Consider the following 23520-nt stretch of genomic DNA (forward strand, 5'->3'; position numbering starts at 1 on the left):
TACTAGATTTATTTTTTAATTAAGAATGAAATTTTAGAGATAAATTTGGAGCTGGATAATAAACTCTCCTTTAGAAGTCGGGCTTTCAGTCGGACTTGTGAAAACAGGTCTCGTAGAATATTGAGTGGTAACCTTTGCATGATGCCCATCTAAAAACCAGTTGGCTCCTACATCAAACTGAGAAGAAGATTTCTCATAAGCATCAAAATTTTTGTGAGTATAAGCTGCGAACGGCTGAATTCTGATTTTTGGCTTTTCTGCCTGACTTGGCAGTAATAATCCCGCCTGAGCGTAGATGATGTCACCTGTACCTATCATCGGCTGTAGATTTCCCGGTCCGGCTATTGCACGTTGACCGACAAAGTTGGGATCATTGGCTGCAACGTTCATGATTCCTAGGTTTCTTACATAATTAGGTCCGAATTGATAGTTAAAATAACCTGCGTATGCAGAAACAGCCATTTTGTTTTTAGCATTTCCCAAAGGAATATCTGCAAAAGCATCGGCAGAAAGTAAGGTGATATCGTGTTTTTCAATATTGGAATTTACTGAAGTTCTGGTTCCTTCTTTTTGATGATAAAAGCCGGCACCCAAATTGAAAACTTTTTTGGTTCCCAGATAAGAACCTACTTTATACGGCAGTATATTCGATTCTGAATCTAAGAACTGATATTCAAAATAACCTGCTTTAGACCAGTTGGGGTTTCCGTTATTATCAACAGCAACAGCGTTGTTGGGATTTAAAGTGTTGGCTGGAGTAAGATCGGTTGCAAATGGTTTATTCAAACTCATTCTGTACTCAAATTTTCCGTATTTTCCTTTTGCAAAAATTCCCATTTGTCTTGCAAACTGATCAGAATTATCAATTAAAGGCCAACTGAAAATAGGGGAGTCTACGGTAAGAAAATTTAATGTTGATCCCATGGTCATACGAGAAAGTCCCATGTAATAGTGAAGTCCACCTCCTAAAGTGAGACTGAATTTTCCTGCTTCTCCCGGTAAAATAACAGCATATTCATTCCAAGCATCATGAAAGAAAAGCTGGGGTTTTTTACCGTTTCCATAGCTTCCTGTTCCTGATGTTCCAGTTGCTCCGCCGTTGATAAAGGTTTGGTTGTTGATTCCAAAATGCGTTAAAATCGTATAACGCTTCGTAATTTGAGCGTAAGCCAATGCTCTCAGTCTTCGGTTTCCCAAATTCCAGGTGTTGTCAGTAGGTTCGCCACCAACCATACTTCCGGGGTTCATGTCAGAGTTTCTGATCCAAAACTGATCCCACAGAATAAAACGTACATATTTATCTCCATTAGGATTGAGATTTATTTTTAAACCACTCCCGTAATCTGGAGAACCTTGTGAATATAAAGAACTGCTGATTAAAGCTAATCCAATAAAACTTAATATTTTCTTCATAAATTATTAATTTTTTGGCTATTATTTTGTGAAAGCCAAATTGGAATTAATAATTTAGTTATAAAAATTTAATATATATTTATGCTAATAGTATAGTTTTTAATTTTAAATCATTAATTATGAGCTGAAAAATTGTTCTTATAAATTATCTTTTTAAATTAATAAATAAAGATTTTTGAATGTCCGTTTTTAATCATAACGCTAAAATCAGCAGTCATTTTGTCATTCCGGAGGAATCTCAACACACTGAAAATAAAGCAGTTTAGATTCCTCCGGAATGACAAACAAACTGTTAAAAACTAAATTATTACTAATTACGGACATTCATATAAAGTTTTGATTAATAGTTTTTTAAATGAATTAATTCTATTTTAATAGAACTTAAAATTTATACTTAATAACTTATAACTTCTGAAAACTATTTTTTAAATCTCTCCCATTTAATGAGCATATATTTGTCTGCAAACTGAGTGATAATTAATCCTGAATTTTTCAGATTTTCTTCTTTACTCATATATTCAATCAGCTCATTTTGTTTTAGGATTTTATATACCGGATGAAATTCAGAATGCGGGGGTCTTGTAATATTGTATTTCTTGATCCACGAACTGACTGTCACATGAGAAACGCCAATAATTCTTTCAATTTCACGAAAACTCAATCCCTCGAGATAGAGCTGTAAAGCTTTGGTTACGTAGTAATCGTCTATTTGTTTTCCCAGTTTTTTTACCGTGAAATAATAGTTGCAGTCTTTGCATAGAAAGCGTTGTTTGTTGTTTACAATTCCGCTTTTAACCACTTTGTCTGTGTTGCATTTCGGACAGCGATTTTCCATAGCTATATCTTTTTAGCAAATATATAATAATTTAGCAAAATATTAATTTCATGTAAAGATAAAATTACCTGTTTATTAACTTTATTCAATAAAATTATCTTTTTTATTTGTTTTTTATAGAAATTATATTTTAAATTTACCAAAAAATTTAGATAAATAAATGGAAATAGAAGTTTCCTCATCCATACATCTGAAGTATGTGAGTGAAATACAGCAGGAAATGTACGATTCTGCACAGCGCAGAGGAACGGGGATTGCCAAACGTTCCATCAAGTATCTCAGTAAAAAAATTACTGAAGGTAACGCTGTAGTTGCCACTGATAAAGGAAAGTGGGTAGGTTTCTGTTATATAGAAACATGGTCTCACGGACAGTTTGTTGCTAATTCCGGGCTTATTGTCTCACCGGAATTCAGGCATTTGGGAGTGGCGACCTTAATCAAGGACAAAGTATTCGCTTTATCCCGAAATAAATATCCGGATGCTAAAATTTTCGGTTTAACTACAGGTTTGGCGGTTATGAAGATCAACAGCGATTTAGGATATAAACCCGTTATTTATTCTGAACTTACTCAGGATGAAGAATTCTGGAACGGCTGCAAAAGCTGCGTGAATTATGATATTTTAATGAAAAAAGAACGGAAAAACTGCCTTTGTACAGCAATGCTTTTCGTTCCCGATAATACAAAAAACAGCACTGAAAATAATCAGTCTGAAAACAGATACAATAATGAGCAAGAAAGTAGTTTTAGCATTTAGCGGAGGTCTTGATACCTCTTACTGCGCCAAATATCTCAGCGAAACACTGGGATATGATGTGTATGCAGTTACTGTAAACACCGGAGGTTTTTCCAAAGATGAAGAGAAAGAACTGGAGAAAAAAGCCCTGAATCTTGGGGTAAAAGAATACAGGTGCGTTGATGCTCAGGAAGATTATTACAATTCTTGCGTAAAATATCTGATTTTCGGAAATGTTCTGAAAAACAACACCTATCCTTTGTCTGTAAGTGCAGAGCGTACCATTCAGGCGCAGGAAATTGCAAAATATGCGATCGAAATCGGAGCGGATGCAATTGCCCATGGAAGTACGGGAGCGGGAAATGATCAGGTTCGTTTTGATCTCATTTTTCAGGTAATGTGTCCGAATGTTGAGATCATTACGCCGATTCGTGATATGGCTCTTTCCCGTGAAGAGGAAATTGAGTTTTTGAAAAGCCACGGTTATGAAATGGAATTTCAGAAAGCACAATATTCTGTCAATAAAGGACTTTGGGGAACTTCAGTTGGCGGAAAGGAAACGCTGACTTCAAGAAATTATCTTCCTGAAGAAGCTTTTCCTTCACAAATTAAAGAAAATCAACCTTCCGAAATGGAAATTGAATTTAAAAATGGTGAAGTTGTAGCAGTGAATGGCGAAAAATTTGAACATTCGGTTTACGCAATTCAGAAAATCGAAAAATTGGCTTCTGCTTACGGAATCGGTCGTGATGTTCATGTGGGAGACACCATTGTCGGAATCAAAGGAAGAGTAGGTTTCGAGGCTGCAGCAGCTTCAGTGATTATTAAAGCGCATCATTTATTAGAAAAGCATACGCTTTCAAAATATCAGCAGATGATGAAATCCCAATTATCAGACTGGTACGGAAACTGGCTTCACGAAGCGCTTTTCTTAGATCCTGTGATGAGAAATATCGAGTCTTTTCTTATTGATTCTCAAAAAACAGTCAGCGGAAAAGTATTTGTAACCCTTCATCCTTATCGATTTATTTTAAACGGAATTGAATCTGAACATGATTTGATGTCAGACAAATTCGGAAGCTACGGAGAAGCAAACAGGGCATGGACAGGCGAAGATGTGAAAGGCTACACAAAGATTGTTAGCAATTCCCTGAATATATATCATCAGATTAATTCAGCATTATGATGATGAACCCGAAGGGTTCAATATGAGTAGCCATAGGTGAAACCTATGTATTAAAAAGATCAACATAAACAAAGAACCCGAAGGGTTCAATAGCAGTAGCCGTAGGTGAAACCTATGGCAAAAATAAAAATGATTGAAATTAACAAAACAGCAGGAATCATCGGAGCCAACGGTTACACAGGAAGCGAACTGGTTCGTCTGCTGGCTTTTCATCCCAATGTATCATTGAGCTTTTTATATAGCCGTTCAAATTCAGGAACAAAAATTTCAGATTTGTACCCGGATTTAACGATGGTTTGTGAAATGATTTTGACTGATCAGTCTGAAGAAGTCGATATTTTGTTTCTATGCCTTCCTCACAGAGAAAGTCAGAATTGGCTGATTCAGAATTCCGTAAAAGATGAAACATTGGTGATTGATTTAGGAAACGATTTTCGCCTCGATGGAAACTTTGGAAACAGAAATTTTATCTACGGATTGCCTGAAATCAATAAAAAACAACTTTCAGGAGCAAAAAGTATTGCCAATCCGGGATGTTTTGCCACAGCAATTCAGCTCGCTCTACTTCCTTTAGCTAAAAAAGGTTTGTTGAATGAAGTCTACACAACGGGAATCACAGGTTCCACAGGTGCAGGTCAGTCTTTACAGGCAACCACGCATTTTACTTGGAGGAACGATAATATTTCAGCGTATAAAACTTTAACACACCAACATGTGGATGAGATTTTACAGCAATTAATTTCTTTTAATAACCAGAAAATTAGTCTCAATTTTATTCCATGGAGAGGAGATTTTGCCAGAGGAATTTTTACGAGTTCTACAATAAAGACAGATTTAGAACTTTCACAGATCTATCAGTTGTTCGAGGATTTTTATGCAGATGAGCCTTTTGTACAGGTAAGCGAAAAAGCAATTGATTTAAAGCAGGTTGTCAATACCAATCGCTGTGTGATACAGGTTGAAAAATGTGGGAATGTTGCGGTCATTCACTCAGCGATTGACAATTTGTTGAAAGGCGCTTCCGGACAGGCAGTTCAAAACATGAATATTGCCATGGGTTGGGAAGAAAATTTAGGATTAAACTTAAAACCAATTGCGTTTTAAAAGAAAACTTTAAAAGTCAATTGTCAAATGGTCAATCGTAAATTTTTTGCAATTCGAGTTAAACTGACTTAGGAAAATGGAGCGTTAAGAAAATTTAAATTTAATCCGTTAAGAAATTCCCACTGTTTGGTTTTGGGAATTTTAGGATTCAATTTAAATTTTTAGCGAAAGTTTCCAAGTCTTGAACTTTTGTTTCTTTTGCTTCAAGGCAAAAGAAATTAATTAAAAATAAAGATGAAGCTGTCAATAAGTCAATAATGAATTTTAAAAAATTCGAATTGCAAAACCAGCAGCTGTCAACCAAAAACCATCAACTAAGATGAATTTATTCAACGTATACCCATTATTCAACATCAATCCGGTAAAAGCGCAGGGATCATTTCTCTGGGACGATAAAGGAGAAAAATATCTTGATTTTTACGGAGGTCACGCGGTGATTTCTATCGGACACAACCATCCGCATTATAAAGCTCAGTTAAAAAATCAATTAGATAAAATATCTTTCTATTCAAATTCAGTTCAGAATGAATTGCAAACTGAATTGGCTGAAAAATTGGGAAAACTTTCAGGTTTGGAAGATTACAATTTGTTTTTATGTAATTCAGGAGCAGAAGCGAACGAAAATGCTTTAAAACTGGCTTCTTTCCACAATGGAAAAAATAATGTGCTGTATTTTTCCGGTTCATTTCACGGAAGAACTTCGGCAGCAGTTTCGGTAACGGACAATCCCAAAATTGTAGCTCCGGTGAATTATGATGAAAGATTCATTAAATCTGAATGGAACAATATAGAACAGCTTGAAGAAGTTTTTGAAAAATGTGGAAATGAAATTTCATCCGTCATTATTGAAGGAATTCAAGGGGTTGGCGGAATTATGATTCCAACGGTTAAATTTTTAACTAAAATCAAAGAATTGTGCGAAAAATACAATGCTGTTTTGATTTTGGATGAAGTTCAGTCAGGATACGGAAGAAGTGGCTATTTCTTTGCCCATCAGGAATTTGGAATTGAAGCAGATATCATCACCACGGCAAAAGGAATGGGAAATGGTTTCCCGATTGGCGGCGTTTTGATTCACCCGAAGTTTCAGGCAAATAATGGTTTATTGGGAACGACTTTTGGCGGAAATCATTTAGCCTGTGTTGCGGCAATTGCGGTTTTAGACGTCATGAAAGATGAAAATCTTATCGAAAATGCTCAGAAAATGGGCGAATATATTGAAAATGAAATTAAGAATTTTTTACATATCAAAAACATCCGAAGGAAAGGCTTGATGATTGGGATTGAACTCGACAGAGACTGCTCGGAAGTGAGGAACAGCCTCTTGTACAATCATCATATTTTCACAGGAAACTCTAATGATAAAGCGGTCTTAAGGATTCTTCCGGCGCTTAACATTAAGAAAGAAGAAACGGATCTTTTTATTAATGCTTTGAAAGAAGTATTGGAGAATATTTAAGCTGTGAAAATTTTACGAGATGTCATTCTGACAAAGGAAGAATCTGTTAATATTATAAATTATCAAAAAGAGATTCCTCACTACAATTTGTTTCGTTCAGAATGGCAAACACAACTATCATTAGCCGAGTGAAACGCCCTTGCGAACGAAAATGTTTTTATTTAATAAAACAAAGCTTTGCGACCATAGCGTTAAAAACTCCGAATAATAGATAAGAAAAAAAATCCTTAAAAACAATTCAAAATAAAATGGATATTCCATTTTTCCATTGAAAAAAGAAATTATCAAATGAAAAAATTCACCTCTGTAAGTGACGTTGAAAACTTACAGCAAATCATAAAAAAAGCTTTACAAATTAAAGAAAATCCTCTTTCAGAACCCGAAAAAGGAAAAGGAAAAACAATAGGACTTGTCTTTTTAAATTCAAGTTTGAGAACCCGTTTAAGCAGTCAGATTGCGGCTCAGAATTTAGGATTAAATGTTTTAACCTTAAATGCAGCACAGGAAGCATGGAATCTGGAATTTGCAGACGGCGCAGTAATGAATGGCGATACAGTTGAACATATCAAAGATGCAATTGAAGTTTTAAATCAGTATTGCGATATTATTGCAGTTCGTTGTTTTGCAGGAATGAAAAGCAAGGAAGATGATGTGAATGAAAGCATTCTCAGCCAGTTCGAGCAACATGCAAAAGTCCCAGTTATTTCTCTTGAATCTGCGACACGTCACCCTTTACAAAGTCTGGCAGATTGCATCACCATTACTGAAAACTGGCAGGAAAAGCGTAAACCGAAAGTAGTTTTAACCTGGGCGCCTCACATCAAGCCCATTGCTCATGCGGTGGGAAACTCTTTCGCTGAATGGATGCAGGGAATGGATGTGGAATTGGTAATCGCTAATCCTGAAGGATATGATTTAGATAAAAACTTCACAAAAGATGTAAAAGTAATCCATAATCAGGAAGAAGCATTGAAAGATGCCGATTTTATCTATGTTAAAAACTGGTCGTCTTTTGATGATTATGCTAAAATGCCTGAAGTGAAAGAAAACTGGATGCTGACGAATGAAAAATTAGTAAATACCAATCAGGCAAAGGTAATGCACTGTCTTCCGGTTCGCCGTAATGTAGAGTTGAGTGATGAGGTGATGGATGGTGAAAATTCAATCATTTATCAGCAGGCAAAAAACCGAATTTTCTCTGCACAGGCTGTTTTTTCTGAAATTTTAGATGAATTGAATTCTTAATAAATCAAACCTCATAGGTTTTTAAAACCTATGAGGTTTCCAAAAAAGATTTGTAATGAAAGAAAAGTTATACATCATAAAAATTGGCGGGGCATTAATTGATGACGAGGAGTTGTTAGAACAATTTTTAGAGCAATTTGCAGAAATTCAGGAAAAGAAAATCCTGGTACATGGAGGAGGAAAACTGGCAACAACTTTAGCCGATAAACTGGGAATTGAACAGAAGCTCATAAACGGAAGAAGAATAACCGATAAAGATACGTTGGATATTGTTGCAATGGTGTATGCGGGAGGAATCAACAAAAATATTGTAGCAAAACTTCAGCAGAAAAAATGCAAAGCCATTGGATTTTCTGGTGCGGATGCGAATTTAATTAAAGCCAAAAAAAGAGAACACGCCGAAATAGATTTCGGATTTGTGGGAGATATCACAGAGAAAAGCGTGAACAGAAAATTAATTTCAAAATTGCTGAAACTGGAACTTGTTCCTGTATTTTCGGCAATTACCCACGATAAAAAAGGACACCTTTTCAATACCAATGCAGATACAATCGCTTCGGTAATTGCACAGGCTTTATCTGTAAAGTATGATGTGGAATTGTTATACTGCTTTGATAAAGAAGGTGTTTTAGAAGATGTAAACAATCCTGAATCTGTTATTAAAAATATTTCCGAAGTAGAATTTTCAGCCCTAAAAGAGGACGGAAAACTTCATAAAGGAATTCTTCCCAAACTTGAAAATGCTTTAGGAGCGGTGAAAAATAATGTCAATAAGGTATTCTTAATTAAAGACACCGAACTAAAAAACCATATAGAAAACGATCATGCAGGAACTGAAATCTGTTTATAGCAAAGAAGAATTGCGGGATAATGCCATTGAATTTTTAAAAAAGCTGATTGAGATTCCGTCATTCAGCAAAGATGAATACAATACGTCAGTGGAAATTGAAAATTTTTTCAAAAAACATCAGATTCCTACAAAACGTTTTAAAAATAACGTTTGGGCGGTAAATAAAAATTTTGATGTCTTCAAACCGTCAATTTTGCTGAACACGCATCACGATACCGTAAAACCCAACAAAGCATATACTTTGGATCCGTTTGTTCCGATCGAAAAAGACGGAAAATTATTCGGACTGGGAAGTAATGATGCGGGAGCTTCTCTGGTTTCTATGGCGCAGGTTTTTTTACATTTTTATCATCAGGAAAATTTACAATATAACTTAATTATTGCTTTGACGGCAGAGGAGGAGATTTCAGGTTTTGACGGGATTGAAGCCTTATTTCCCCAATTACCCAATATCGAATTCGCCATTGTAGGGGAACCCACGCAGATGAATCTGGCGATTGCAGAAAAAGGACTTTTGGTAATTGATGGTGAAATGAAAGGCACTCCTTCTCACGCCGCTCATCCAAACAATGATAATTCTATTGTGAAATGCATGGAAGATTTGCAGAATATTCTGAATTTCAGATTTCCAAAAGTTTCAGATTATTTGGGTGAGATTAAAGTGACATTGTCAGGAATTCATGCCGGAGTTCAGCATAATGTCGTTCCGGAATCCTGTACTTTCACTTTGGATGTAAGAGTTACAGACGAATATTCCAATAAAGAGGTATTCGAAATCATCCAGTCGCAGATGAAATCTACTTTAACGGCAAGATCTTTCCGATTAAATTCTTCTAAAATTGAAATGGATCATCCTTTTGTAAAAGCAGGTTTGGAAATCGGGAGGACAACGTATGGTTCGCCAACCTCATCGGATCAGGCAATCATTCCCTGCACTTCCGTAAAGCTCGGTCCCGGTGATAGTACCCGTTCTCACACCGCTGATGAATACATTTATATAAAGGAAATTGAGGAGGGAATTGAGATTTATATTCAGATTTTGGAAAAGATTTTATAGGCTGGAAGCGGGAAGATTGATGATGGAAGTCTATGAAGCATAAAAATATCAACCTAGGAAAATGAAGCGTTAAGAAAAATAGTTTTATGAACGTTAAGAAAATCCCACTGTTTGAGTGCGACGGAAATATCGAATCGAAGAACCAATATTCAATTCGCACGAGTTTTGGGATTTTTAGAGAATAAAAATATTTTTTAGCGAAAGTTTCCAGTCTTGAAATAACATTCGCCGAATTTATGGAGGCAATTTTTGTTTCTTTTGTTTGACTACGTCGAATCTTCGATTTCAAGACAAAAGAAAATTTTAAAATCAAAAAAGAAATTTTATGAAAAAAATATGGCAAAAAGACGATAACGCCACTAATATATTAGTCAACACATTCACAGTTGGAAAAGATCTTGATTTTGATGAACGTTTGGCAAAATACGATGTCAAAGGTTCAATGGCGCATTGCAAAATGTTGTCGGAAGTCGGGATTATTTCTGTTGAAGAATCAGAGCAAATGTTATTTGTTTTAAAAGAAATTTTAGACGATATCGAAAACGGAATCTTTCAAATCGATAAGAATGCAGAAGATATTCATTCTCAGATTGAATCAATTTTAATTGAAAAATTAGGCGATATCGGAAAGAAAATTCACACGGCGCGATCTAGAAACGATCAGGTTTTACTGGATATTAAATTGTATTTATTAGATGAAATTCGTGAGATTACATTATTAACAGACGAATTCTTTCAGATATTAATCAAACTGGCGGAACAGCATAAGAATGTTTTGCTTCCGGGATACACGCATTTACAGATTGCGATGCCTTCTTCATTCGGATTGTGGTTTGGAGCTTATGCAGAAGCATTTTTAGATGATATAGAAATGTTGTTTTCGGTTAAAAATATCATCAATAAAAATCCTTTGGGCTCTGCGGCAGGTTACGGTTCATCGTTCCCGATTGACCGTGAAAGCACAACATATAATTTAGGCTTTCAGTCGATGAATTACAATTCGGTTTACGCTCAGATGACGCGTGGAAAGTCTGAGAAAATGCTGTCGATGGCAATGGCGACTTTAGCCGGAACATTAGGGAAATTTTCTTACGATGTTTGTCTGTATTTAAGTCAGAACTTTGATTTCATCAGCTTTCCGAAGAAATTTACCACAGGAAGCAGCATTATGCCTCACAAGAAAAATCCGGATATTTTTGAGTTGGTTCGTGCGCGCTGCAACAGAATACAGTCTTTGCCGAATGAGTTTATTTTGCTCACAAATAACCTTCCTTCAGGCTATCACAGAGATATGCAGCTTACAAAAGAAATTCTTTTCCCTGCGATTGATTCTTTAAAAGAATGTCTGGAGATTTTAAATTATACGTTGCCTAATATTCAGGTGAAAGACGGCATTTTGGAAGATGAAAAGTACAAATATCTTTTCAGCGTAGAGAAAATCAATGAAGAAGTAAAAAACGGGAGTTCATTCCGTGATGCCTATGTAAAAGTAGGGCAGGAGATTGAAAATAATGCGTTCGATTTTGAAATTGGAAATTTAAATCATACACATCAGGGAAGTATCGGAAATCTTTGTTTGGATAAGATTGAATATCAGTTTAATAAATGGAAAAATAAATTGTTGAGTTGATTTATTTTAAACCATTAAGATTCATTTAAGGAGTTAAAAAAATTAAGAGATATAGGATTTTTGATATAATTCGCTTAAAAATTTAATTTCTTAATTAAAATCTTAATGGTTCAATTTAACCCAAATCAATCTTAAACTTAGTAGACTTCTTCACCTCATGAAGCACAATAGAACTGTGATATTGCCCAATACTCGGAATATTAGAAATGACATTTACGGTAAACTCGTTATAAGAGTTGATGTCTTTGGCAATAATTTTTAGCATATAATCGTATTCGCCGGAAAGACTAATGATTTCCTGAACTTCATCATGCTGCATAATGTTTTTCTCAAAAGTCTCTAAAACTTTTTTAGACTGTTCTTTAAGACGGACATTACAGTAAACGACAATATTTAAGCCCAGTTTTTCACGGTTGAGAAGACCCACATATTTTTCGATGATTCCCTGTTTCTCCAGCTGTTTAATGCGTTCGTAAGTCGGCGTAAAGGTGAGACCGATTTTTTCTGAAATTTCCTTAACAGAATGCGTAGAGTCTTCCTGAATGATGCTGAGAATCATTTTGTCTTTTAAATCCATATATAATGAAGGTTGAATGGTAACAAAAATAATATATAAAAATGAAATAGGAAAAAGAATATTCTAATTAAATCCACTTTAGAGTTTTGTCATTTTACAGAATTGTTATATCTTTGCACCTAATGAATAACACAGTATTTATATCATTAGAATTACCGGGCGTAGACGCCCTTTACGATATTTATTTATTTTAAGCGAAGATATTTTCTTCGCTTTTTTTTTTGTAAAAAATTTAAAGACAATATGTTTACGATTACAGAACTAAGCAACGAGAGAATCAACAGTATAGTAACAGAAGCTTTGGCTTTTGCGAACGGAAAAACTGCCAAAATTGATGGAGAAGTTTTCTGTTCCAATCTTTTCTTCGAAGACAGTACCAGAACGAAAACAAGTTTTGATATTGCCGAAAGAAAATTAGGATTGCAGGTCGTTCCTTTTGATGCATCAAACAGTTCTGTGAATAAAGGGGAAAGTCTTTATGATACAGTAAGAACAATTGAAAGTCTTGGAGTAAATCTGGTGGTGATCAGAGATAAAAAAGACCGATATTTTGATGAATTAAATGATATTAAAATTCCCATAATCAACGGGGGAGACGGAACGGGAAATCACCCTTCACAATGTATGTTGGATTTGATGACGATTTATCAGGAATTCGGAAAATTCGAAGGGTTGAAAATAGGAATTGTCGGAGACGTTAAACACAGCAGAGTTGCCAATTCCAATGCCGAAGCTTTAAGAAGACTGGGCGCAAAAGTTTACTTTTCAGGACCTGAACAATGGTTTGATGAAGGTGCTTTAATCAACGGAACCTACTTATCTGTTGATGAAATGATAAAAGATGTTGATGTGTTGATGCTATTGAGAATTCAGCATGAAAGACACGATGCAAAAATGAGTTTTTCTGCTTCGGAATATCACAGAAAATATGGTTTAACAAAAGAAAGAGAAAGAGCCATGAAAAAAGAAGCTATTATTATGCATCCTGCACCGATTAACAGAGGAGTTGAAATTGATGATGATTTAGTAGAATGTGAACGTTCAAGAGTTTTCAAGCAAATGCAGAACGGTGTTTTCGCAAGAATGGCAATTTTAAAAGAAGCTTTGGAAAAAGAAGGCTATACTTTTAAATAAACGAGATTCACGATACGAGTTTCAAGTGTAAATAAAACCGACCACAAATTCCCATCCAAAGGAGGGGGGCGGAAATTCAGAATGAATTTTTGACGGGGTAGCTTAAAAGTAAAATAGAAAGAAATAAAAATAACAGAATGATGAAGTCTAACTTCTAATTTCTAAAATCTAATATCTAATTTAAAAAATGAAGAAAAAGTTAATACTGGAGTCCGGTGAAGTGTTTCATGGAGAAGGTTTCGGAGCAGACTTGGAAACTGCAGGAGAAGTAGTTTTCAATACCGGAATGACAGGGTATCAGGAACTGATCTCAGATCCGTCTTATTGTGGTCAGATTGTTTGTATGACTTACCCGCTGATTGGAAACTATGGGATTAATAGAGATGATTACGAGAGTATTGAGCCGGCTATTAAAGGTCTTATCGTAAAAGAACTTTGTGATCTGCCATCTAATTTCCGTACTCAGATTACTTTAGATGAATTATTTAAAAAGAAAAACCTTTCAGGAATTTCAGGAATTGATACAAGAAGACTGACAAGAATTCTTCGTAATTCCGGAGTGGTGAAAGGAAAAATTGTAAATGCTGATGCCGCCGCAAATACTGTTGTAGCAGAATTAAAAGGAACAACGTTCCCAACTAATCAGGTGGAACAGGTTTCAACAAAAACATCTTATGCAAATCCGGGAAGAGGTTTAAAAGTTGTTTTAGTGGATTTTGGATCAAAATTGGGGATTATCAGAGAATTATCTCAAAGAAACTGTGATATTACAGTGGTTTCTCATGATACAACGGCGGAAGAAATTCTATTGATGCATCCAGACGGAATCATGCTTTCAAACGGTCCCGGAGATCCTGAAGATAACCAACCTGCTTTAGAAATGATTCGAGGTTTATTAGGGAAAGTTCCAATTTTCGGAATCTGTTTAGGGCATCAATTGATCGGTTTGGCTTGTGGAGCGAAAACTTTTAAGTTGAAATTCGGACATAGAGGTGGAAATCACCCGGTTTTAGATTTAGTAAAAAACAAAGTAGCAATTACTTCTCAGAATCACGGTTATGCCGTTGATCAGGAAAGTTTGAAAGATACAGAATTAATCGAAACGCATATCGCACTGAACGACAGAACAAACGAAGGTCTGAAACACAAAATTCACCCGTGCTTCTCAGTTCAGTATCACCCTGAAGCAAGTCCGGGTCCTGAAGATGCGAATTATTTGTTTGATGATTTCATTACTTTGATGGAAGATTTTAAAAAATAATTTAGATTTCAGACATTAGACATCAGATAACAGACTTTTTATATGCATAATTTTGAGAGATTAATTTTTTGGCAGAAATCAATAGAACTTGCAAAAGAGGTCTATATTATTTGTGCTGATTTACCAAGAGATGAAAAATTTGGTTTGATTTCTCAGATTAAAAGATCAGTTGTTTCTATTCCGTCAAATATTGCGGAAGGAGCAGGAAGAAACAATGATAGAGAATTTTACCATTTCCTTGGAATTGCAAATGCTTCCTCTTTTGAATTGCAGACACAATTAATATTAACAAGAGAATTGGGTTTACTTAATGCAGAAAAAGTCAACAGTTTAATATCAGATCTGAATGAAATTCAACGAATGATTTATACATTTAAATCTAATCTTAAAAAGTAAACACAATATTGGAAGTCTAAAATCTGAAATCTGACTTCTAATATCTAAAAACAAAAAAAATGGCAAAACGTAACGACATAAAAACAATTTTAGTAATCGGTTCAGGACCCATCATCATTGGTCAGGCGGCGGAATTTGATTACGCAGGAACGCAAGCTTGTCTGTCTTTGAGAGAAGAAGGCTACAAGGTAATTTTGATCAATTCAAACCCTGCAACGATTATGACAGATGTCGAAATCGCGGATAAAGTATATATTGAGCCGATTTCATTTCAGTTTGTAAGTCACATCATCAGAAAAGAACGTCCCGATGCACTTTTACCAACGCTTGGCGGACAAACCGGTCTGAATATGGCGGTAGAACTGGAAAAATCAGGGATTCTTGAAGAATGTAAAGTTGAGGTTTTGGGAACAAAACTTTCAGCCATCAACAGAGCGGAAGACAGAGATTTGTTCCGTGAATTGATGAGAGAACTCAATGAACCGGTTCCGGAATCTGATATTGTAAACACAGTAGAAGGAGCATTAAGATTTGCTGAAGAAATTGGTTATCCTGTAATTGTTCGTCCTGCCTTCACGATGGGTGGAACAGGTGGAGGAATTGCTGCCAACGAAACAGAATTAAAAGAAATTGCCGAATTAGGATTGAAGCATAGTCCTGTTACCCAATGTTTAATTGAAAGATCAATCGCGGGTTTCAAAGAAATAGAATATGAAGTAATGCGTGATGCAAATGACAATGCGATTGTAGTTTGTAACATGGAAAATATAGATCCTGTAGGAGTTCACACAGGAGATTCAATTGTTGTTGCACCATCTCAAACGCTTTCAGACAGAGAATATCAATTGTTGAGAAACGCTTCTTTGAAGATCATCAGAGCTTTAGGAATCGAAGGTGGATGCAACGTACAGCTGGCTTTAGACCCGCATTCATTCGATTATTATATCATTGAGGTGAATCCGAGAGTTTCCCGTTCATCAGCTTTAGCATCAAAAGCAACAGGGTATCCGATTGCTAAAATTGCGGCTAAAATTGCAGTAGGATTGACTTTAGATGAAATCATGAACCCAGTTACGGGGAAAACATATGCTTGTTTTGAGCCTGCTTTGGATTATGTAGTCACTAAATTCCCAAGATTCCCTTTCGATAAATTTGAAACAGCGGACAGAAGATTGTCAACACAAATGAAAGCAACAGGTGAAGTGATGGCAATCGGAAGAAATTTCGAGGAATCTTTACAGAAAGCAATTCGCTCATTAGAAACAGGAATCAGACATTTAGGTTTAAAGAAAAAACAGGCAGAAGCTTTAACAGACGAAGAAATCGAAAGAAGAATCAGAGTTTGTGATGACGAAAGATTATTCATCATCGGTGATGCTTTAAGAAAAGGGTACGATTGGGAACAGATCGTAGAATGGAGCAAAATAGATAAGTTTTTCATCTGGAAAATCAAAAAATTAATTGATTTTGAAAAAACAATTGCTGATAATAAATTTGATGTTAAAACTTTAATTGAAGCTAAAAAATTAGGTTTTGCAGACTTAAATATTGCTCATCTTTGGGAAGTTTCTCAGAGAGAAGTATTCAACTTCAGAAAAGAAAACGGAATTATGCCGGTGTACAAAATGGTAGATACCTGCGCCGCAGAATTCGAGTCTGAAACTCCTTATTTTTATGGAACTTACGAAGAAGAAAACGAATCTGTAGTTTCAAATAAAGACAAAATTATCGTTCTGGGTTCTGGTCCGATCAGAATCGGGCAGGGTGTTGAGTTTGATTACGCAACGGTTCATTCAGTTTGGGCAATCAAAGAAATGGGTTATGAGGCAATTATCATCAACAATAACCCCGAAACAGTTTCAACTGACTTCTCGATTTCAGATAAATTATACTTCGAACCTTTAACGGAAGAAGACGTAATGAACATCATTGAGTTGGAAAAACCAAAAGGTGTTGTGGTACAATTCGGAGGACAGACAGCGATCAATTTAGCAGATAAATTAGCCGCTCACGGAGTACAGATTTTAGGAACTTCTCTGGAGGATCTAGACAGAGCGGAAAACAGAGATAAGTTTGAAAAAGCACTTCAGGAAATGCAGATTCCGCAGCCGTTAGGAAAAACGTCCACTTCAAAAGAAGAAGCGATAAAAATTGCCAACGAGATCGGTTATCCGGTATTAGTTCGTCCGAGCTATGTTTTAGGAGGAAGAGCAATGGAAATTGTGTACACGGAAACAGAACTGGCGCACTACATGGAAAATGCAGTTGAAGCAAGTCCTGAACATCCTGTCTTGGTCGACAAATATATGGTTGGAAAAGAAGTAGAAATTGATGCGATCTGCGACGGTGAAACGGTAATCATTCCGGGAATTATGGAACATATCGAAAGAGCGGGCGTTCACTCCGGAGACTCAATTGCAGTATATCCTCCACAGAATATTTCACAAAGCGAGATCGAAACTTTGGTTGACTATACAAAGAGATTGGCAAAAGGATTAAACGTGATCGGATTGATGAACATACAATACGTTCTTTTCGAAGGAAACGTTTATGTGATCGAGGTAAACCCAAGATCATCGAGAACCGTTCCTTTCTTATCTAAAATAACGGAAGTTCCGATGGCAAATTTAGCTACCAAAGCGATCTTAGGTCAGAAACTGAAAGATTTAGGCTACGAAAGCGGACTGGTTCCAAATAAAGAAGGTGTTTTTGTGAAAGTTCCGGTATTCTCTTTCTCAAAATTAACAAAAGTAGATATCTCTTTAGGACCTGAAATGAAGTCTACAGGAGAAGTTATGGGGAAAGACACGACTCTGGAAAAAGCTTTATACAAAGGATTGGTTGCAGCAGGAAGAAAAGTTCCGATGCACGGTTCAATCTTGTTCACAGTTGCAGATAAACATAAGCAGGAAGCAGCGGATCTGGCAGCAAGATTCCACGAAGTTGGTTTCAGAATCTGGGCAACGGAAGGAACGGCAAAATTCTTTGAAGAAAAAGGAATTCCTTGCAAAATAGGATACAAAATCGGGGAGGAGAGTGTCAACCTGATCGACCTGATCCAAAAAGGAAAAGTACAATATGTTGTCAATACCATGACGAAAGGAAAACAGTCGGAAAGAGACGGTTTCCAGATCAGAAGAATGAGTGTGGAAAACGGTGTTCCTTGTTTAACGTCTATGGACACGGTTGAAGCCATCTTAAAAGTAATCGAAAGCATGAGTTTTAAAATGGAGACGATGTAATTGTCGGAAATTTTAATGATTTACCATAAATCAACCTTACAGATTTTTAAAGTCTGTGAGGTTTTTTTATTTGAATTACCGAAAATTCTGAAAAAGGAATACAAATTATTTTTGATTCTGAAAAAGGAATTCATTGATGTCTCGGAAGAAGATAATCAACAAGCATCAAAATATCACACAAAAGTGCTATTTTTTACAAAGTTGATATTGAATAACTTCGGATAAATATTTCAGGAAAATGTTGTGAATTATTTTAAATTACAGTAACTTTTTTTCTGTAATTTATAAGTGACTTTTTATTGACTAATAACCTTTAAAACTTATATTATGTTTAACTCTTTTAATGCTGCCGAAACAAAAGCAATTATTGTTGATAAGCTTGTGAATCAATACGGTCAGATTATCAAAGATCAAAGCAAGCTAGAAGAAGCAAGGCTGCTGAATCACCCGCTTATTGATCTTGAAGATAATCAGAAGCGTGTAGAAACCAGAATAGCTCGTGAGAATCTTAATTTCAATCTTGGAATTGAAAGGATTATTGAAGAAAATGATTTGGTTGACATTGTCAATCTTTCTAAAATACTAAAAATATCTCAGTCTGTCTGCCGAATTTTACATAATAACAAACCTGTGGGAACGGGTTTTTTAATCAACGGAAATATTTTAGTTACCAACAATCATGTGATTTCCAGTGAAGTAGAGTGTACAAATATTAAGGCTGAATTTTTCTATGAACTTGATGAGGAAGGTAGAATACTGAATCCGGTACAGTTCAGACCAGAACCTAAAGCTTTCTTTTTTACTTCACACATCAAAAAGAGTCCTGAAGATGAATTTTCCGGACTAGATTTTACCATGGTTGCGCTTGAAGAAATTAATCTTAGAGGAAAAAAAATTACAGATATTCCTTCTTTAGAACTGGATGGAAATATTGGTAAAATTATCAAAGGTGAAACCTGCATAATCATTCAGCATCCTAATGGTCAGCCAAAAAAGATTTCGCTAAACAATAATTCTTTCTTTTCTGAAAATCAGGATCAGATTATTTATGAAACCGATTCTTTGCCGGGTTCATCAGGTTCACCGGTTTTAGCATTAGGAACGTGCGAAGTGGTAGCACTACATCAGACCGGGGTTCCAAAAATGGATGAAAACGGAAATCCTCTTACCAAATACGGAACTGTTGCCAACTCAGAAACTCCTGATGAGGATATTGAATGGGTAGGAAATGCCGGAATCAGAATCAGCAGAATACTGGAGTTTCTTCAAAAGAAAAATTTTGATAAGCCGGCTCATAATACTAAAAAAAATGAAATTCTTGCAAGAACCAATAAAGCTAAAAAAGAGTTGGACGAAGTAGTAGAAAATCAGCCTGAAATATCTCTTACAGATGTTAAGAATGAAGCACAGAAGCTAAAAAATTCTGCATCAGATGCTAAATTGAAAGATGAAAATAAATCTGCAGCCGCTTTTGAAAAATTTCCGTTTATTATCCTGGCAAAAAACAACCCTGAAAATTTCGAAAATCTTGAAGCTGAACTGAAACTTAATTATGGTAATGACTTTAGTCTTTACCTTGCAACTCCTGTCTCTGCAAAAGAAAATGAAGAAGAACTTTTTGTATTGAATATTTCTTCTGAAGGCAAAAATCCAAACGAATTTGCCAGAGAATTACTTTCATTAAAAGAGATTATTCATGCAGAATATGATAGTGAGATTTATCTCAACATGGAAGTAACGTATGACAATGATTTGAAAGCTTTTGAAAGCTCTGGTTCTAAAGATTTTAATAATGAACAGCATTTTCTTGAGCTGTATAGCCAAACCAGCAAATATGTAAAAGGTAAAACCAAAGAACAGTACAGACAATGGAACTGGAAAGCTGTGAATTATAACTCAGCGATTACCGATACTATAGGAGATTCCATAAAAATTGTTCAGTTTGATACCGGATATTCTCATCATCCGAAAAATCATGGTGCTTTTAATCTTTCAGAAGATTTTGATTTTGTAGACGATGATGATAATTCCAGAGAAGAGGAGCATCGCAAGATTACTTTGGCAGATTACGGTCACGGAGCCCGTACAGGAAGCATTATTATAGGAAATCTTTATTCTGATGCAGAGGAAAACGGCAATTGCGGATTACTGCAGCAAAACGGAATAAAACTTATCCCTTATCGTGTTGCCCAGGATGTCCTGATTTTAGGAAGACAGGCAGAACTGGCAAAAGCTGTAGATGCTGCTATTGCCACGGGCGCAAAAGTAATTACCACGAGTATGGGACTTCCTCCAACGATGACAACATACAATCTGGCAAAAAAAGTTTATGAGAAAGGAATTATATGGTGCTGTGCTGCAGGAAATGAAGTAAGAGAAGTGGTAGCACCGGCAGTACATCCCGGAACTATTGCAGTCGCCGCCTCAAATCCGGATGATAAAGAATGGAAAGGCTCTTCAAGAGGGAAAATGGTTGATATTACAGCACCGGGAATGCATATGTATGTTCCGAAGTTTTTAAAAGAAAGCACAGGCTTATTCCGCTACGGAATGGGGTATGGTCACGGTACAAGTTATGCAACACCTCACGTTTCATCTGCAGCTGTTCTCTGGCTTTACAAAAACAGAGAAAAACTGAAAAACTATCATGGCTTTCAGATTATTGAAGCTTTCAGAACTTGTCTGAAAAGTTCGGCAAGAACACAGCATCATCTTCCTGTAAATTTTGGAGCAGGTATTTTAGATATTGATAAACTTTTAAAAACAGAACTCCCGGATAGCTCAGACTTGATTGATGCTTACATAGATGAAGACATCAGCAGAGTTGCGATGACATTCAGAACCGTAGGAGAAAGCCTTAAAATGTTATGGAATGGAATTTTGAGAGGAATCAAAAAAGGAATTACTAAGGAAGAAAGCCTTATTGCCGAAGAATATGAAATGTCTGATCATGCTAAAAAAATTATTGAGCAGAATTCACCAACAGGATATTCAGCAAAGGAAAGCATAACAAATCCTAATGTAAACAGAACTCTTGAAACATTCAACCTGATAAGAGAAAAAGTAGTTAATTCTTAAAAAATACAGATATGAAAAATATTTTTGATTTTCATTTTCATTTGTTATTCAAGCATTTGATCAGTATAAAAGATAATGGTCGTCTTCCTCTTGATTCCAACTTCAAAACAAAAGGATTGATGAGTGCGATAGATGAGTTTATGGGAAATGCATTCGACAGTCAGTCATCACCTCAGATGGTAAAAAACAGCCAGCTCGGATATGGAGTAACAGCACTGATGGCGATGGAATATGCTTTTGCAGAAAATATCAATGGCTTTTTCAAAGGGTTCAGTCCGTCAAAACTTCCCATCAACTGGAGTTTTATAGACCGAGTAAAAAACAGGGAAACCACCTATTTTGATTTATTTAAAGAAGAAATTGCTTATTATCAATCAAATTTTACCAATTTAGAAAAAGATTTCAATATCCGCTTTATCAGCAGGAAACAAAAACCGGCAGAAGATATTTTCAGCAACCAGCAATATACTTACCTTGCGTTTTCTGTAGAAGGAGCACACAATTTTTCTGATGCAAGAATCAGAGAGTCTGGAGCTGTTACAGATCCCGGAAAATGTTATCGTGAGATTCAGGATGATAAAAATAATGTAGATTTATTCAGTATCAATCTTGTTCATCTCAGCGAAATTCCCGAGCAGCATATGTGTGGTTTTGCTCAGGCTCTCAACGGAACAGCTCAAACAGCATTCCGGAGCGAAGATTTTATCCCGAAATCCGGCTTTGGAATTTCAGATAAAGGTAAAGATTTTATCCGTTCAGTTTTTCTGCATCCTTATCCTTCTCTTATTGATGTAAAACATATGAGTGTATTTTCCCGCCACAAATTTTATCAGTTTCGCGAAGAATTGGGAGAAGAACATCCCGAAACGCTCAGACTTCCGATTATTTCATCGCATACAGGTTTTACATTTTCCTCGATCAAAGATTTTGTAGAGCAGAAAAATTACCGTTCAGGTTTCAGGTATGTTCAGGGCAAAACAATTTGTGAAATTCAGGCTAAAAACAGATTTATCGGTAAAACAGATTTTCTGCTGAATAATAAACTGTTTGCCAATCCCTGGACCATTAATTTATTTGATGAAGAGATAATAGAAATTATGCGCAGCAACGGACTCATCGGAATTTCGATGGATCAGCGTATTCTGGGTGCAGCCAAAGGTACTGCAGATGGAATAAGACCTGAATATTTTAAAGATCCTGAAGCTATCCCGCTCTACGAATGGCGAAAATGGTTCAAAGAGGGAACTTTTGACCTGAAAGAATCTATGACAGCCACTCAGGGATATAAAACCGACCGTCAGATAAGACATATTTATCTTTTATGTGCACATATTATTTATGCAGTACGGTTGGGATATGCTGAGATGAATTGGGTGGGAGAGCGTAGTCCGTGGGATCACATCTGTATAGGTTCTGATTATGACGGATTGATTAATCCCATAAATCCGTATGATGATATTACCAATATCGGAAAACTAAGAAATGATCTGCTGGTTTATTTGCCAGTTGTCGATAAACGTCTGGAGCCTCTTAGCGAAATAAAAGTTTTTAAAAATACAGGTTCAGAATCAATTCAGGACAGTTATCTTGAGGAATGTGTTGACAAATTTCTTTCTGAAAATGGCAAAAAGTTTTTGAAAAGATACCTCAATAACTGGTATTAATATTAAAAATGAATTTAATCTGATGTTTAATTGAAAACTTATGTTAACTCCCAACCAATATTTTTTAGCCCTGTGATTATATTACAGGGCTTATTTTTTATAAATCTGACGAAATTTAACTAAATTGGTGTTATGGAATATAATGCAATATCTCAGAATACATCATTTGAAATTAAAGCAGGCAGCCAGATTCTTGGTAAGCTCACTTATGGTAATTGGTTTAAATTTAATGCAGAAATGGAAATTGCCGGTGAAAAATATGATGTTGAACCGAAAGGCTTCTGGAAAAAGAATATTGAAATAAAAAATGATGCAGAAATTATCGCTGATATAAAGATGAACTGGGACGGAGATTTAATCATAAGAATGAAATCATCAGGTAAAGAGGAGGAATTTGTATTAAAACACTCGGGCTTTTTTAAGGAGAAGTTCATTCTGACCAATGATCAAAACGAAGATTTACTCATCTTTAAAGCATCCTATCGTTGGGTAGACATGATCTATAACTATCACATCACCAGTTCAGAAAATTTTGAGGCTATTCCGGGTAAAACTTTATTGCTTTTCATCACTTTATATGCTGCCAATTATTTTATGTGGATCTCTGCATCAATTTAATTGTGACTACACTAAAAATATTAATTTTCTCTCAC

At 35.7% G+C, this 23520-nt stretch carries 18 protein-coding genes; 15 read left to right on the top strand and 3 right to left on the bottom strand.

What is annotated here, in order from left to right; all coding sequences use genetic code 11:
• Positions 1–33: 33 nt before the first annotated feature.
• Together FNE73_RS05555 and FNE73_RS05560 are read right to left on the bottom strand one after the other, a co-directional pair.
• Complete coding sequence (locus FNE73_RS05555) at positions 34–1413, bottom strand: porin (RefSeq protein ID WP_143883755.1); 1380 nt, start codon at positions 1411–1413, stop codon at positions 34–36.
• A 418-nt stretch (positions 1414–1831) separates the two neighbouring features.
• The gene (locus FNE73_RS05560; RefSeq protein ID WP_143883756.1) at positions 1832–2248 is read right to left on the bottom strand and encodes an IS1/IS1595 family N-terminal zinc-binding domain-containing protein; all 417 of its coding nucleotides are present in this window, start codon (positions 2246–2248) and stop codon (positions 1832–1834) included.
• 160 nt (positions 2249–2408) lie between these two features.
• Here FNE73_RS05560 and FNE73_RS05565 point away from each other — a divergent pair, with 160 nt between their 5' ends.
• The 8 genes from FNE73_RS05565 to argH all read left to right on the top strand — a co-directional run bounded on the left by FNE73_RS05565 (position 2409) and on the right by argH (position 11515).
• The gene (locus FNE73_RS05565; RefSeq protein ID WP_143883757.1) at positions 2409–3005 is read left to right on the top strand and encodes a GNAT family N-acetyltransferase; all 597 of its coding nucleotides are present in this window, start codon (positions 2409–2411) and stop codon (positions 3003–3005) included.
• Positions 2977–4170 (top strand): argininosuccinate synthase, encoded by a 1194-nt coding sequence (argG, locus tag FNE73_RS05570; RefSeq protein ID WP_143883758.1) that lies wholly within the window; start codon positions 2977–2979, stop codon positions 4168–4170. The genes FNE73_RS05565 and argG overlap by 29 nt, the downstream gene beginning before the upstream one ends.
• 114 nt (positions 4171–4284) lie before the next feature.
• Complete coding sequence (gene argC, locus FNE73_RS05575) at positions 4285–5274, top strand: N-acetyl-gamma-glutamyl-phosphate reductase (RefSeq protein WP_228429885.1); 990 nt, start codon at positions 4285–4287, stop codon at positions 5272–5274.
• A gap of 319 nt (positions 5275–5593) precedes the next feature.
• Positions 5594–6733 carry an aspartate aminotransferase family protein gene (locus tag FNE73_RS05580; protein WP_143883759.1) on the top strand — a complete coding sequence of 380 codons (1140 nt, stop codon included), beginning with the start codon at positions 5594–5596 and terminating at the stop codon, positions 6731–6733.
• Positions 6734–7021: 288 nt separating this feature from the next.
• Positions 7022–7978: an N-acetylornithine carbamoyltransferase gene (locus FNE73_RS05585; protein WP_143883760.1), complete on the top strand. Its 957-nt coding sequence runs from the start codon at positions 7022–7024 to the stop codon at positions 7976–7978.
• A 55-nt stretch (positions 7979–8033) separates the two neighbouring features.
• Complete coding sequence (argB, locus tag FNE73_RS05590; RefSeq protein WP_143883761.1) at positions 8034–8828, top strand: acetylglutamate kinase; 795 nt, start codon at positions 8034–8036, stop codon at positions 8826–8828.
• Complete coding sequence (locus tag FNE73_RS05595; RefSeq protein WP_143883762.1) at positions 8803–9885, top strand: M20 family metallo-hydrolase; 1083 nt, start codon at positions 8803–8805, stop codon at positions 9883–9885. The genes argB and FNE73_RS05595 overlap by 26 nt, the downstream gene beginning before the upstream one ends.
• 325 nt (positions 9886–10210) lie before the next feature.
• Positions 10211–11515: an argininosuccinate lyase gene (gene argH, locus FNE73_RS05600; RefSeq protein ID WP_143883763.1), complete on the top strand. Its 1305-nt coding sequence runs from the start codon at positions 10211–10213 to the stop codon at positions 11513–11515.
• A 115-nt stretch (positions 11516–11630) separates the two neighbouring features.
• On the opposite strand, the gene FNE73_RS05605 is transcribed toward argH, so the two are convergent.
• The gene (locus FNE73_RS05605; protein WP_143883764.1) at positions 11631–12092 is read right to left on the bottom strand and encodes an Lrp/AsnC family transcriptional regulator; all 462 of its coding nucleotides are present in this window, start codon (positions 12090–12092) and stop codon (positions 11631–11633) included.
• Between the two features lie 243 nt (positions 12093–12335).
• Between FNE73_RS05605 and FNE73_RS05610 the strand changes: the two genes are divergently transcribed.
• The 7 genes from FNE73_RS05610 to FNE73_RS05640 all read left to right on the top strand — a co-directional run bounded on the left by FNE73_RS05610 (position 12336) and on the right by FNE73_RS05640 (position 23485).
• Complete coding sequence (locus FNE73_RS05610; RefSeq protein ID WP_143883765.1) at positions 12336–13226, top strand: aspartate carbamoyltransferase catalytic subunit; 891 nt, start codon at positions 12336–12338, stop codon at positions 13224–13226.
• 187 nt (positions 13227–13413) lie between these two features.
• Positions 13414–14487 (top strand): carbamoyl phosphate synthase small subunit, encoded by a 1074-nt coding sequence (locus FNE73_RS05615; RefSeq protein ID WP_143883766.1) that lies wholly within the window; start codon positions 13414–13416, stop codon positions 14485–14487.
• 42 nt (positions 14488–14529) lie between these two features.
• Positions 14530–14883, top strand: a complete 354-nt coding sequence (locus FNE73_RS05620) for a four helix bundle protein (RefSeq protein ID WP_143883767.1) — start codon at positions 14530–14532, stop codon at positions 14881–14883.
• 59 nt (positions 14884–14942) lie between these two features.
• The gene (gene carB, locus FNE73_RS05625) at positions 14943–18125 is read left to right on the top strand and encodes a carbamoyl-phosphate synthase large subunit (RefSeq protein ID WP_143883768.1); all 3183 of its coding nucleotides are present in this window, start codon (positions 14943–14945) and stop codon (positions 18123–18125) included.
• Between the two features lie 327 nt (positions 18126–18452).
• A complete protein-coding gene (locus FNE73_RS05630; RefSeq protein ID WP_143883769.1) occupies positions 18453–21203 on the top strand; it encodes a S8 family serine peptidase in 2751 nt (916 codons plus the stop codon).
• 11 nt (positions 21204–21214) lie between these two features.
• Entirely contained in the window at positions 21215–22867 is a 1653-nt protein-coding gene (locus FNE73_RS05635) for an amidohydrolase family protein (RefSeq protein ID WP_143883770.1), read from the top strand.
• 132 nt (positions 22868–22999) lie between these two features.
• Positions 23000–23485 (top strand): hypothetical protein, encoded by a 486-nt coding sequence (locus FNE73_RS05640; protein WP_143883771.1) that lies wholly within the window; start codon positions 23000–23002, stop codon positions 23483–23485.
• Positions 23486–23520: the final 35 nt, after the last annotated feature.

It is taken from the genome of Chryseobacterium binzhouense, from assembly GCF_007474545.1.
GTDB classification, from domain to species: Bacteria; Bacteroidota; Bacteroidia; order Flavobacteriales; family Weeksellaceae; genus Chryseobacterium; species Chryseobacterium binzhouense.